We start from the raw sequence: 13,109 nt of genomic DNA, 5'->3' as shown, positions 1-13,109 counted from the left end.
CGAAGCCGCCTTTTGCGGCCTGTGTTTGTTGCCCTTGGTATCGCTCTTCTGGTGCAGGTACTGGTTGCCGTTGCGCTTACCCGTAGCACAGTCACCGCCTTGGAGGCTGATCTGGGCGAACGCTTGGGCAATGACAGCCGCCAGCTCGCCAGCGACCTGGAGCAAGCCGGGCAAGATGTGCGCTCGGGCCTCGACGGCCTGTCCAGCAGCACCCGCCAGCGCCTCAGTGCCGGCTTGTCGGCCCGCCTGCAAAGCGAGCAGCAGCAACTGCGCAGCACCCTGGAAAAGAACCTCAAGGACTCCGCCAACGACATGGCCGAGCTGTTGGCGTCAGTCGCCCCGCGGGCAATCTGGGACAACGACGTGCCGGTGCTGTCCGACTTCGCCCGGCGTGCCCAGCGTAACCCCAACGTGCTGTTCGTGGTCTACGACGATGCCCAGGGCCAGCACCTGACCCGCTACCTGAACCGGCAAAACCCGATCAACCAGGCGTTGATGGATAAGGGCCAGGGCGAGCGTGCCCTGGACAAGGTGATCGATGCGGCCCGGCGTGACCCGGCGGTGTACTTCGTCGAAGCGCCAATCAACCCCAATGGTGCAGAAATCGGCAAAGTGGTGATGGGGGTTTCGACGGCTGGCATCGACCAGGAGCTCAAGGCCCTCGACCAGCGCTTTGCGGCGTTGATTGCCAGCGGCGAGCAACTGGTTGGCGATAGCCTGGTCGGCGCTGCCGCCGACAGTGGCAAGACCCTGCGTGAGCGCCTGGAAAAGGCCCAGGGCAGTGCAGCCGCCATGCAGGCCAACACCGCGCAGGCCGTGCGCGATGCCGCTGCAGAGTTGCGCTGGCGTATTGGCCTGGGCCTGGTAGTGGTCGGCCTGGGTGTGCTGTTGGTGGTGGCCGTGGTGCTTGGCCGCCGGGTGCTGAGCAAGTTGCGCCTGCTGATTGCCGCCTTGGACGATCTGGCGGCAGGCGAGGGTGACCTGACCAAGCGCGTGCCGCTCGATAGCCGCGACGAAATTGGCGACATGGCTTCGGCGGTGAACCGCTTCGTCGACAAGTTGCAGCCGATCGTGCGCGAGGCGGGCGAGGTAGCGCAGCGCACCGGCGTGGAGATTGGTGCGATGGCCCAGCGCAATGCCGGCGCCGATGCGGCTGCGGCGCTACAGCGCGATGAAGTGGCGGCCAGCCTGCGTGATCTGTCGAGCATGGCCGACGAAGCCCAGGCCGAAAGCCATGCGATGCAGGCAGCGTTGCAGCAAGTGGTGGATATCCGCCAGGCCACCGATGAAAACAGCCGCACCTCGACCCAGCTGGCCGGTTTGATCGAGAACCTGGCTGGGCAGGTGGATGCTGGCTCCCAGGTAATCGAGCGCCTGGCCAAGCAGAGCGAGCAGATCGAAGTGGTGCTGACGGTGATTCATGGTATTGCCGAGCAGACCAACTTGCTGGCCTTGAACGCTGCCATCGAAGCGGCCCGTGCTGGTGAAACCGGGCGTGGGTTTGCCGTGGTGGCCGATGAGGTAAGGGCGCTGGCGAGCAAGACGCAGAGCTCTACGGGGGATATCCAGGCGCATATCGCCGCGCTGCAGAAGGGCGCCAAGGAGGCCGTGGCCACCATCAGCCAGGCCGGGCTCAAGGCCAGTGAAGGGCTGCTGGTGCTGCGTGACAACGAGCGCCGACAGCAGTCGGTGCAGGCGGCGGTGGAGCAGGTGCACGCAGCCATCGGCCTGGCCACCCGCGCCGCTGAGCAGCAGGCGAGTGGGGCGCAGGCGGTGCGTGGGCGGGTAGAGACCATTCATGCCCAGGCTGAGCGCTCGGCCGAGGTGGTGATGCAGACCACGGCCAGCAGCAAGGTGCTGGATGATCTGGCTGCGCAACTGCGGGCCAGCCTGGGCCAGTTCAGGGCGTAGAAATGCGCAGATGCATCGCAACCCCTGTGGGAGCGGGTTCACCCGCGAAGAATGCGACGCGGTGGATGGCACGGGCTTCGCCCGTGTTCGCGGGCAAGCCCTAATGCCAGTCAGTTAAGCAGTAAGGGCTGACAGGTGCTTGCCTTGAGATGTTGGGTGCCTGTGAGATCGAGCGCCGCCCGCGCGGCGCTTCGCGGCACAAGGCCGCTCCCACATTTGTTTAGGGCCAATTATTCCTGTGCCTTTGGCGCGCGCACCCTGGGCGCATGGCTGGAGATTGAAAAACAGCAGCGGCGCAGCCGATATCGAAGGGAACAAACAAGGCGAACAGCGATGCCCCCACAGAAGTGACTGGCCCGAAACAGACAGTGGGAGCGGCCTTGTGCCGCGAAGCGCCGCGCGGGCGGCGCTCGATCGCATAGGCGATGCTAAAGGCTCGGCGAACACCTCGCCTTTTCTTAACTGACTGGCATTAGGGCAAGCCCGCTCCCACAGGGATCGCGCCAGCTTTTAGAAATTGAGCAAGACAGTTGCTCCCACAGGTACAACGCAGGCCTGAGAGCGGCGCGGTACCTGTGGGAGCGGGCAAGCCCGCGAAGAAGGTTACGCCTTGTTCAGGTACATCCGCGTAGTCAGCAGGTAAACCGGCAACCCCGACACCACGATCAGCAATGCCGCATAAGGCGCCGCCGCCGCGAACTCGACGTTGGCGGTATGCGCCCACACCTCGGTAGCCAGGGTGGTCATGCCGGTCGGGCTGAGCAGTAGCGTGGCGGTCAGCTCCTTCATCGCATCCAGGAACACTAGGGCAAAGGCCGCCGCCATGGCCGGGAAGATAATTGGCAAGGTCACCCGGCAGAACGCAGCAAAGCTGCTGGCGCCCAGGGTCCGTGCGGCTTCTTCCAGCGTTGGCGAAGCCTTGTTCAGCGCGGTACGCACAGGCGACTGTGCCAGCGGCAGGAACAGCAGCGCATAGGCCAGCAGCAGCAAGGCCGTGGTCTGGTACAGCGCCGGCACGTAGTGCAGGGCGAAGAACACCAGGGTCAGGGCAATCACCAGGCCGGGCAGGGCGTGCAGCAGGTACGGCAGGCGCTCGGCCCAGATCGCCAGGCGGCCCTTGTAGCGCACCACCAGGAAGCTGATTGGCAGTGCCAGCAGCACGCAGAAGCCGGCACCGCCCAGCGACACCGACAGCGAAGTGAACAGCGCCTTGGAAATGGCCGCCACCGGGAATGCCGCCGACGAGCCAACGCTCAGCCAGTAACCGAGCATGGCCAGCGGAATACCGCTGCCCAGCACCGCCAGGCCCACGCAGAGCAGTTGCGCCAGCACCGCCCAGCCACGCAGCCGCACCGGTTGCGCACGGCGTGCCACGCCCTGGCCGATGCGCACATGGCGGGCCTTGCCGCGTACGCGCAATTCCAGCCACAGCATCACCAGGCACATCGCCAGCAACACTGCAGACAACATCGCCGCGTTGGCATTGCTGAACTCCAGTTCAAACTGCTGGTAGATCGCCGTGGTGAATGTTTGCAGGCCGAGGATCGACAGTGCGCCGAACTCGACCAGCATGTGCAGGGCAATCAGTAGCGCACCGCCGAGCATCGACGGCCATAGCAGCGGCAGGGTGACTTTGACGAACACGCCCCAGCGGCTGCAGCCCAGGGTGCGCGCCGACTCCTCCAGCGAGGTGTCGAGGTTGCGCAGGGTGGCAGCCACCGGCAGGAACACCAGCGGGTACTTGGACAGGGCCATGACCATGATCGCCCCGCCCAGCCCTTCAAAGTCCGAGCTCAGCGATACCCAGGTAAAGCTGCTGACGAACGATGGCACCGCAAACGGCAGGCACAACACCACGCCCCACAGCCGGCGGCCGGCCAGGTTGCTGCGCTCCAGCAACCAGGCCAGCGCCAGGCCGACCACCATGCAGGTCAGCGTCACCCCGACCATCAGCAGCAGGGTGTTGCGCATCAGCCCCCAGACAAAGGGTCGCCACAGTAGGTGCAAGGCTTCGCGCCAGCCGGCTTCCCAGGCTTTGATGGCGACATAGGCCAGCGGCAGCAAGCTCATCGCCACCAGAAACAGTACGGGCAGCAGCACCCAGATGGAAGGGCGCTTGCGGCGCGGTACGAAGCGTACCGGCACCGGCTCGGATAGGGCGGCGGTCATCAGAGCAGGCCGACTTCGCGTTCAAGCTCGATGGCTTCCTCGGCATTGCCAAGGTCAGCCGGCGAAATTTTTGGCGGGCGCAGCTCTTCGAACGGCTTCAGGCCACGGTCAGAGACCATGCCTTTGTGCAGCGGGTATTCGGCGGTGGTCTGGGTGATCACGCGCTGGCCTTCTTCACTGGCCATCCAGTTCAGCAGGGCCTGGGCTTCTTTCGGGTGCTTGCTGGCCTTGACCACGGCCGCGCCCGAAATGGTCACCAGGTTGCCGGCATCGCCGTCAGCCAGGTAGTAGAGTTTGGTGTCCAGTTTGCCGCGTTCGCGTTCAAGCGCGTACCAGTAGTAGTTGTTTACCAGCACTGCAGCCACTTCGCCTTTTTCCACGGCTTTGAGGGCCACCATGTTGTTGGTGTAGGTTTTGCCGAAGGCTTTCAGGCCGGTCAGCCATTCTTCGGTGGCTTCACGACCGTGCATTTTCAGGATGGCCACAGCCTGCTCCTGGAACGCACCGCTGGTGGGTACATAGCCGACACGGCCTTCCCACTCAGGGTTGGCGAAGTCCATCACCGTGGTTGGCAGGTCTTTTTCGTCGACCTTCTTCGGGTTGTACACCACGATGCGCGTACGGGCCGTGATGCCCATCCAGGTGCCGTTGGCGCCAACGTACTCCTTGGGCATCATGTTCGCGGTGGCGTCGTCGATCTTGGCTAGCAGGCCCAGCTCGCCGAGGTTGTTCAGCGGTGGCGACTCTTCGGTGTAGATGATGTCGGCCGGCGAACGGTCGCCTTCCTCGATGATCTGGCTGGCCAGCTGGTTGCTGCTGCCCTTGCGGATATTGATGTGAATGCCGGTCTTGGCCTCATAGGCCTTGGCGATGGCTTCGCCGATTTCCTTGTGCTGACCGTTGTACATGGTCAGGTTGACCGGTGCGTCTGCCATGGCGGCCGGAGCGCCGATGACTAGGCTCAGCACGGCGGCGGCCAAGGTACGCATCAGCGGTTGCGGGCGGATCGTCATGCGGGTACTTCCTCGCTTACGGCTACATATTTGGAAACAATGGTAAACGAAATCGTTTCTCAAGTGGCCGGGTGACGAGAAATTCATGGGCGGATCGCCTTGGGCCAGAGCAATCCCGGCAGGCGAGGAGGGCGAGACATAAATCGCAGGCAAGAAAAAACCCACTAGCAAGCTAGTGGGTTTTTGTATGGTGCCCAGGAGAAGACTCGAACTTCCACGACCTTGCGGTCACTGATACCTGAAACCAGCGCGTCTACCAATTCCGCCACCTGGGCAAAGCTTTACATCATCTGGAGAAGGCGACTATCGTTCGCTTCACACAGTAGTAACAGATCCTTGGTCATCTGTTACTTGAAAATATTTGGTGCCCAGGAGAAGACTCGAACTTCCACGACCTTGCGGTCACTGATACCTGAAACCAGCGCGTCTACCAATTCCGCCACCTGGGCACACATTCGAGATTACTTGATGCTTTACAGCGCCTTTCGTCTCTACTACAACTTCAGCAACTTCGAGGTTGTCCGTCGTTGTGGTGCGCACTATACGGACGCTCCCCAAGGCTGTAAAGCCCCCAATCAAAAAAAATTTCAAAAAATTCAACTTGTTGATTCCACAGGCCTATTGCTGCTGTCTATGCACTGCAGCGGGGGGCTGTCCAAGGCTGACATTTCCGGTTTCAATACGCCTATGCCAGAATTCCTATCTATATACCCCAAGGTGAACCCCTTCTGATGGCCGATTGGCAATCCCTCGATCCCGAGGCCGCTCGCGAAGCGGAAAAATACGACAACCCCATTCCCAGCCGTGAGCTGATCCTGCAGCGCCTCGCCGACCGTGGCGAACCTGCTGCCCGCGAGGAGCTGGCGAAAGAGTTTGGTCTGTATGAAGAAGACCAGATCGAAGCCTTGCGCCGCCGCCTGCGTGCCATGGAGCGCGATGGCCAGCTTATCTATACCCGGCGCGGCACTTATGCCCCGGTAGACAAGCTGGACCTTATCTGCGGCCGCGTCTCGGGCCACCGCGATGGCTTTGGCTTCCTGATCCCGGACGATGGCAGCGAAGACCTGTTCCTCAGCCCGTCGCAAATGCGCCTGGTGTTCGACGGTGACCGCGGCCTGGCCCGCGTCTCTGGCGTCGACCGCCGTGGCCGCCGCGAAGGCGTGCTGGTCGAAGTCATCTCCCGTGCCCACGAAAGCGTGGTCGGCCGTTACTTCGAAGAAGGCGGCATCGGCTACGTGACCCCGGACAACCCGAAGATCCAGCAGGAAGTGCTGGTTACTGCCGGGCGTAACGGTGGCGCGAAGATCGGCCAGTTCGTCGAAATCAAGATCACCCACTGGCCAACCCCGCGCTTCCAGCCGCAAGGCGACGTGGTCGAGGTCATCGGCAACTACATGGCGCCGGGCATGGAAATCGACGTTGCCCTGCGCAGCTACGACATTCCGCACGTCTGGCCCAATGACGTGGTCAAGGAAGCGCGCAAGTTCCGCTCCGAGGTAGAAGAGAAGGACAAAGAGAAGCGCGTCGACCTGCGTCACCTGCCGTTCGTCACCATCGACGGTGAAGACGCCCGCGACTTCGACGACGCTGTCTATTGCGAACCGCTGGGCAAGCTGCGCCTGTTCTCGGGCGGCTGGCGCCTGTACGTGGCCATCGCCGATGTGTCCAGCTACGTGCGCCTGGGCTCGGCCCTGGACGTCGAGGCCCAGCAGCGCGGTAACTCGGTGTACTTCCCCGAGCGCGTGGTGCCGATGCTCCCCGAAGAGCTGTCCAACGGCCTGTGCTCGCTGAACCCGCACGTCGATCGCCTGGCCATGGTCTGCGAAATGACCATGAACAAAGCCGGCCAGATGGTCGACTACCAGTTCTACGAAGGCGTGATCCACTCCCACGCCCGCCTGACCTACAACAAGGTCAGCAGCATGCTCGAGCACTCGCGTACCCGTGAGGGCAAGGCGCTGCGCGAGGAGTACAAGGAAGTCGTACCGGACCTGAAGAACCTGTACAACCTGTACAAGGTGCTGGTCGATGCCCGTCACACCCGTGGCGCCATCGACTTCGAGACCCAGGAAACCCGCATCATCTTCGGCGACCAGCGCAAGATCGCGGAAATCCGCCCGACCGTGCGCAACGACGCCCACAAGCTGATCGAGGAATGCATGCTGGCGGCCAACGTGGCCACTGCCGAATTCCTGCAGAAGCACGGCGTACCAGCGTTGTACCGTGTGCACGACGGCCCGCCACCAGAGCGCCTGGAAAAACTGCGCGCCTTCCTTGGCGAGCTGGGCCTGAGCCTGCATAAGGGCAAGGACCCATCGCCGAAGGACTACCAGGCCCTGCTGGCGAGCATCGCCGGGCGCCCGGACTTCCACCTGATCCAGACGGTGATGCTGCGCTCGTTGAGCCAGGCGGTGTACAGCACCGACAACAACGGCCACTTCGGCCTGAACTACGAGGCGTACACCCACTTCACCTCGCCGATTCGCCGTTACCCGGACCTGCTGGTGCACCGCGCCATCCGCAGCATCATCCGTTCCAAGGTCGATACCCCGCACGTCAAGCGTGCTGGCGCCATGAGCATTCCCAAGGCGCGTATCTACCCGTACGACGAGAACACCCTCGAGCAACTCGGCGAGCAGTGCTCGATGACCGAGCGCCGCGCCGATGAAGCCACCCGTGACGTGGTCAACTGGCTCAAGTGCGAGTACATGAAGGACCGTGTGGGCGAGACCTTCCCGGGTGTGATCACGGCGGTGACCGGTTTCGGCCTGTTCGTCGAGCTGACCGACATCTATGTAGAAGGCCTGGTGCACGTCAGTGCATTGCCGGGTGACTATTACCACTTCGATCCAGTGCACCACCGCCTGTCGGGCGAGCGCACCGGACGTAGCTTCCGCCTGGGTGACACGATCGAGGTCAAGGTCATGCGTGTTGACCTGGACGAGCGCAAGATCGACTTCGAAGTGTCGGAAAAAACCCTCGCTGCGCCGATCGGCCGCAAGCAGCGCGGCGCCGCGCCAGCTACCGACAAGGTTGAGCAGCAGCCAGTAACCGAAGCGAAAGCCTCGCCTAAACCGCGCAGCCGCAAGAGCGAAGCTTCTGAAGCGTACTTCCCGAAAGACGCCGTGCAGCGTAACGCCGAAGTGCGTAAAAGCCGCGAGATGAAGAAGGCATTGATGACCGACGCTCGCAGCAGCGCCGGCAGCAAGTCGGAAAAAGGCGGCAAGTCGTCCGGTTCCGGCAAGCCGACCAAGCACCGTAAAGGCCCGCCGAAGTCCGGCGCGCCACGCAAGAGCAAGAGCAAGTCATGAGTCAGCTGGAAAAGATCTACGGCGTGCACGCCGTGCAGGCATTGCTGCAGCACCATCCGAAGCGGGTCAAGCAGATCTGGCTATCGGAAGGGCGCAGCGAGCCACGCCTGCAAGCGCTGCTGGCGCTGGCCGCGGAAAACCGCGTGGCGGTTGGCCAAGCCGAGCGCCGCGAGATGGATGCCTGGGTCGAGGGCGTGCACCAGGGCGTTGTTGCCGAGGTCAGCCCGAGCCAGGTGTGGGGCGAGCTGATGCTTGAGGAGTTGCTTGAGCGCACTGAAACGCCGCCGCTGATTCTGGTGCTGGACGGTGTAACCGACCCGCACAACCTCGGTGCCTGCCTGCGTACCGCCGATGCCGCCGGTGCCACGGCGGTGATCGTGCCCAAGGACAAATCGGCAACCCTTACCCCGGTGGTACGCAAGGTCGCTTGCGGCGCCGCCGAGGTGATTCCACTGGTGGCCGTGACCAACCTGGCGCGTACGCTGGAGAAGTTGCAGCAGCGTGGCTTGTGGGTTGTCGGTACTGCTGGCGAGGCCGAGCAGGAGATTTATCAGCAAGACCTGACCGGTCCGCTGGTGATGATCATGGGCGCGGAAGGCAAGGGCATGCGCCGGCTGACCCGTGACCATTGCGATTTCCTGGTGAAATTGCCGATGGGCGGTAGCGTCAGCAGCCTGAACGTTTCGGTCGCGACCGGGGTTTGCCTGTTTGAAGCTGTGCGTCAGCGGCAGGCCAAGCGCTGATCTATAGCCTGTACCGGCTTATTCGCGGGTAAACTCGCTCCTACAAGGGATTGCGGTCCCTGTAGGAGCGGGTTTACCCGCGAATAGGCCATCAGCTTGTGAATATGTTTCAGGCTGTTCAAATATTCACCAATCACCTTGCTTGTACGCCCCGGCTTCTCTACAATTGCGCCCCTTGCCGAGCTGGCAGGCGCGCATGTGCCTCCCCTCCGTGCAAGACATACAGTGTCATTCACTCCTTGTCTGACCAGATTCCCTGGCAGACTACTAACCCGTAAGGAGCATTCATGCGTCATTACGAAATCATCTTCCTGGTTCACCCGGACCAGAGCGAGCAAGTCGGCGGCATGGTTGAGCGTTACACCAAGCTGATCGAAGAAGATGGTGGCAAGATCCACCGCCTGGAAGACTGGGGCCGTCGTCAACTGGCCTACGCAATCAACAATGTTCACAAGGCTCACTACGTGATGCTGAACGTTGAGTGCACCGGCAAGGCCCTGGCCGAGCTGGAAGACAACTTCCGCTACAACGATGCCGTTATCCGTAACCTGGTCATCCGTCGCGACGAAGCCGTTACCGGCCAGTCCGAGATGCTGAAGGCTGAAGAGAACCGCAGCGAGCGCCGTGAGCGTCGCGAGCGTCCTGAGCATGCTGACTCCGCCGAAGGCGACGACAGCAATGACAGCGACTCCAGCGATAACGCTGACGAGTAATCCACGGACCTTTAGAGGAGCCTATTAAATGGCACGTTTCTTCCGTCGTCGTAAATTCTGCCGCTTCACTGCTGAAGACGTGAAAGAGATCGACTTCAAAGATCTCAACACCCTGAAAGCTTACGTATCCGAAACCGGCAAGATCGTTCCAAGCCGCATCACCGGTACCAAAGCTCGTTATCAGCGTCAGCTGGCTACCGCTATCAAGCGCGCCCGCTTCCTGGCCCTGCTGCCCTACACCGACAGCCACGGCCGCTGAGACCGGGTCGTCGACAAGCAGTAAGGGATTAGCATGCGAGCGTTAGCAAGTTTCATCATGCGCGGTCGTGTGCAGGCCACCCTGGTGGTGGTCATCAGCGCGGTACTGCCGCTGCTGTTCTGGTTGAGTGCCGCTGCCAGCAGCCTTGTGCTGCTGCGGCGTGGGTTCAAGGATGCTACATCGGTCATCGCCGGCGGCCTGCTGGCCGGGTTGGCCGTGTGGGTCATGGGCGATCCCATCACCTTTCTGGTGATTGCGGGTTCCCTGGCCTTGGCCGCCATGTTGCGTGCCGAGCATCCCTGGAGCCGGGTGTTGCTGGCCAGTGCCGTGTTCGCCGTGGCGTTTAGCCTCGTGCTCGATCTGGTACTGGCGCAAACCTTCGATGTGCTGGCCAAGGCGTTTGCCGAAGCCATGCCAAAAATCGAGGGGCAACCGGTGCTCTCCGGTGAGCTGATCCGCCCTGTGCTGGTCGCTTCCACAGCAGTGACGGTGCAATTGTTCAGTGTGCTGGCCTTGGTGCTGGCGCGCTACTGGCAGGCAGCGTTGTACAACCCTGGAGGCTTCGGTCGCGAGTTTCGCGCGCTGAAGTTGCCGAAACAGACCATGGCGGTCTTGGTGGCAGTGATGGTGGTGGCGCCGTTTATCGGTCCGCAGTTCATCATCCTGGCATCGGCTTCCAGCCTGGTACTGGTGCTGGCCGGCATCGCCTTGATGCACGGGCTGGTGGCACAGGGCCGACTGGCCGGTTTCTGGCTGGTGGGTATGTACGTGACGTTGCCGCTGATCATGCAGCTGATTTATCCGTTGCTGGTGGTTTTGGCCATTGTCGACAGCCTGATTGATTTTCGCGGTCGCAAGTCCCCCAAGGGGAATGACTCCGCGAACGGTGAAGGTTAAAAGTTAAGAGGTTTTACCAAATGGAACTGATCCTGCTGGAAAAAGTCGCTAACCTGGGCAACCTGGGCGACAAAGTAAAAGTTAAGGCTGGTTACGGCCGTAACTTCCTGCTGCCATTCGGCAAGGCCACCGTTGCCAACGCCGCCAACCTGGCTGCGTTCGAAGAGCGTCGCGCCGAGCTGGAAAAAGCAGCAGCTGACAAGAAAGCTTCGGCTGAAAGCCGCGCTGCCCAACTGGCCGAGCTGGAAGTGACCATCACTGCCACCGCTGGCGACGAAGGCAAGCTGTTCGGTTCGATCGGCACCCACGACATCGCTGACGCCCTGACCGCCTCCGGCGTTGAAGTGGCCAAAGCTGAAGTTCGTCTGCCGAACGGCACCATCCGTCAGGTTGGCGAATACGACGTAGCCGTGCACCTGCACAGCGACGTTGAAGCCACCGTACGTGTGGTCGTCGTAGCTGCCTAAGCTGCGCTGACTGGCTGGCTCCTTGCGGGCCAGGCGGTTAACATCGGGCACGGTCCTGTTTTTTACAGGCCGTGCCCTTTGTCTTTTTCATCCTCCAGAATTCTTTCGTGGCCATGAACGAGATCACCACTTCCGAACAGCTTGACCTGCAAACCGCAGCCCTGAAGGTGCCGCCGCATTCCATCGAGGCCGAACAGGCCGTGCTCGGTGGCCTGATGCTGGACAACAACGCCTGGGAGCGGGTGCTGGACCAGGTGTCGGATGGCGATTTTTACCGGCATGACCACCGCCTGATCTTCCGTGCCGTGCACAAGTTGGCCGACGCCAACCAGCCATTCGACGTGGTGACCCTGCACGAGCAGCTGGACAAGGAAGGCCTGTCGTCGCAAATCGGCGGCCTGGCGTACCTGGCCGAGCTGGCCAAAAACACACCGTCGGTGGCCAACATCAAGGCCTACGCCGCGATCATTCGCGAGCGGGCCACGTTGCGCCAGCTGATCAGTATCAGTACCGACATCGCCGACAACGCCTTCAACCCGCAAGGGCGCAACGCTGCAGAAATTCTTGACGACGCCGAACGGCAGATCTTCCAGATCGCCGAGGCGCGGCCGAAAACCGGTGGCCCGGTAGGTGTCAACGACCTGCTGGCCATGGCCATCGACCGCATCGACACGCTGTTCAACTCCGACAGCGACATCACCGGTATTTCTACCGGTTACACCGATTTGGACGAGAAGACCAGCGGCCTGCAGGCTGCCGACCTGATCATCGTCGCCGGCCGTCCGTCGATGGGTAAGACCACCTTCGCCATGAACCTGGTGGAAAACGCCGTACTGCGCAGCGAAAAGGCGGTGCTGGTGTTCTCCCTCGAGATGCCAGGCGAATCGCTGATCATGCGTATGCTTTCGTCCCTCGGTCGTATCGACCAGACCAAGGTGCGTTCCGGCCAGCTGGACGACGATGACTGGCCGCGCCTGACCTCGGCGGTGAACCTGCTCAACGACCGCAAGCTATTCATCGACGATACCGCCGGTATCAGCCCGTCGGAAATGCGTGCACGTACCCGCCGCTTGGCCCGGGAGCATGGTGAAATCGGCATGATCATGGTCGACTACCTGCAGCTGATGCAGATCCCGGGGTCGGCCGGTGACAACCGGACCAACGAAATTTCCGAGATCTCCCGCTCGCTCAAGGCACTGGCCAAGGAGTTCAATTGCCCGGTCATCGCCCTGTCGCAGCTGAACCGCTCGCTGGAACAGCGCCCGAACAAACGCCCGGTGAACTCCGACTTGCGTGAATCCGGTGCAATCGAGCAGGACGCCGACGTGATCATGTTCGTGTACCGCGACGAGGTGTACCACCCCGAGACCGAGCACAAGGGCGTGGCGGAAATCATCATCGGTAAGCAGCGTAACGGCCCCATCGGCTTTGTACGCCTGGCGTTTATTGGTAAGTACACCCGCTTTGAGAACCTTGCTCCGGGGATGTACAACTTCGACGATGATGAATAACTGATTGAGCTAGCAGGGGCCCCTGTAGGAGCGGGGGGGGGGGGGGGGGGGGGGGGGGGGGGGGGGGGGGGGGGGGGGGGGGGGGGGGGGGGGGGGGGGGGGGGGGGGGGGGGGG

Annotated in this window: 9 protein-coding genes, 2 tRNA genes and 2 pseudogenes; 9 read left to right on the top strand and 4 right to left on the bottom strand. The window is 62.1% G+C overall.

Annotated features, from left to right (window positions below):
• Window positions 1-312: 312 nt before the first annotated feature.
• Window positions 313-1,053 (top strand): annotated as a pseudogene (locus ACIP1G_RS28555) (HAMP domain-containing protein); the annotation flags it as partial.
• A 312-nt stretch (window positions 1,054-1,365) separates the two neighbouring features.
• Window positions 1,366-1,911: pseudogene (locus ACIP1G_RS28550) on the top strand (methyl-accepting chemotaxis protein); the annotation flags it as partial.
• A gap of 603 nt (window positions 1,912-2,514) precedes the next feature.
• On the opposite strand, the gene ACIP1G_RS28545 reads toward ACIP1G_RS28550, so the two are convergent.
• The 4 genes from ACIP1G_RS28545 to ACIP1G_RS28530 all read right to left on the bottom strand — a co-directional run bounded on the left by ACIP1G_RS28545 (window position 2,515) and on the right by ACIP1G_RS28530 (window position 5,542).
• The gene (locus ACIP1G_RS28545; RefSeq protein ID WP_400743165.1) at window positions 2,515-4,080 is read right to left on the bottom strand and encodes an ABC transporter permease; all 1,566 of its coding nucleotides are present in this window, start codon (window positions 4,078-4,080) and stop codon (window positions 2,515-2,517) included.
• Complete coding sequence (locus ACIP1G_RS28540; protein WP_400743163.1) at window positions 4,080-5,093, bottom strand: extracellular solute-binding protein; 1,014 nt, start codon at window positions 5,091-5,093, stop codon at window positions 4,080-4,082. Before ACIP1G_RS28540 ends, ACIP1G_RS28545 begins: the two co-directional genes overlap by 1 nt.
• A 188-nt stretch (window positions 5,094-5,281) precedes the next feature.
• Window positions 5,282-5,368 (bottom strand) — tRNA-Leu (locus tag ACIP1G_RS28535).
• 87 nt (window positions 5,369-5,455) lie between these two features.
• A tRNA-Leu gene (locus ACIP1G_RS28530) sits at window positions 5,456-5,542 on the bottom strand.
• 282 nt (window positions 5,543-5,824) lie between these two features.
• On the opposite strand from ACIP1G_RS28530, the gene rnr reads away from it, so the two are divergent.
• The 7 genes from rnr to dnaB all read left to right on the top strand — a co-directional run bounded on the left by rnr (window position 5,825) and on the right by dnaB (window position 12,994).
• Window positions 5,825-8,404, top strand: coding sequence for a ribonuclease R (gene rnr / locus ACIP1G_RS28525; RefSeq protein WP_400743160.1), 2,580 nt, complete (start codon window positions 5,825-5,827; stop codon window positions 8,402-8,404).
• Window positions 8,401-9,147 (top strand): 23S rRNA (guanosine(2251)-2'-O)-methyltransferase RlmB, encoded by a 747-nt coding sequence (gene rlmB / locus ACIP1G_RS28520; RefSeq protein WP_201202897.1) that lies wholly within the window; start codon window positions 8,401-8,403, stop codon window positions 9,145-9,147. Before rnr ends, rlmB begins: the two co-directional genes overlap by 4 nt.
• Before the next feature lie 287 nt (window positions 9,148-9,434).
• A complete protein-coding gene (gene rpsF / locus ACIP1G_RS28515; RefSeq protein WP_003249557.1) occupies window positions 9,435-9,860 on the top strand; it encodes a 30S ribosomal protein S6 in 426 nt (141 codons plus the stop codon).
• A 28-nt stretch (window positions 9,861-9,888) separates the two neighbouring features.
• Entirely contained in the window at window positions 9,889-10,119 is a 231-nt protein-coding gene (rpsR, locus tag ACIP1G_RS28510) for a 30S ribosomal protein S18 (protein ID WP_003249563.1), read from the top strand.
• 33 nt (window positions 10,120-10,152) lie between these two features.
• Window positions 10,153-11,016 carry a hypothetical protein gene (locus ACIP1G_RS28505; RefSeq protein WP_400743158.1) on the top strand — a complete coding sequence of 288 codons (864 nt, stop codon included), beginning with the start codon at window positions 10,153-10,155 and terminating at the stop codon, window positions 11,014-11,016.
• 20 nt (window positions 11,017-11,036) lie between these two features.
• Window positions 11,037-11,483, top strand: a complete 447-nt coding sequence (rplI, locus tag ACIP1G_RS28500) for a 50S ribosomal protein L9 (RefSeq protein WP_003249568.1) — start codon at window positions 11,037-11,039, stop codon at window positions 11,481-11,483.
• 113 nt (window positions 11,484-11,596) lie between these two features.
• On the top strand, window positions 11,597-12,994 hold the full coding sequence (dnaB, locus tag ACIP1G_RS28495; protein ID WP_400743153.1) for a replicative DNA helicase: 1,398 nt from the start codon (window positions 11,597-11,599) through the stop codon (window positions 12,992-12,994).
• The last annotated feature ends 115 nt before the right edge of the window (window positions 12,995-13,109 follow it).

It is taken from the genome of Pseudomonas sp. NPDC089392 (assembly GCF_044749595.1).
Classification (GTDB): domain Bacteria; phylum Pseudomonadota; class Gammaproteobacteria; order Pseudomonadales; family Pseudomonadaceae; genus Aquipseudomonas.
The sequence above is the reverse complement of the archived record's forward strand: the minus strand, read 5'-3'. Positions and strand labels throughout refer to the sequence as shown.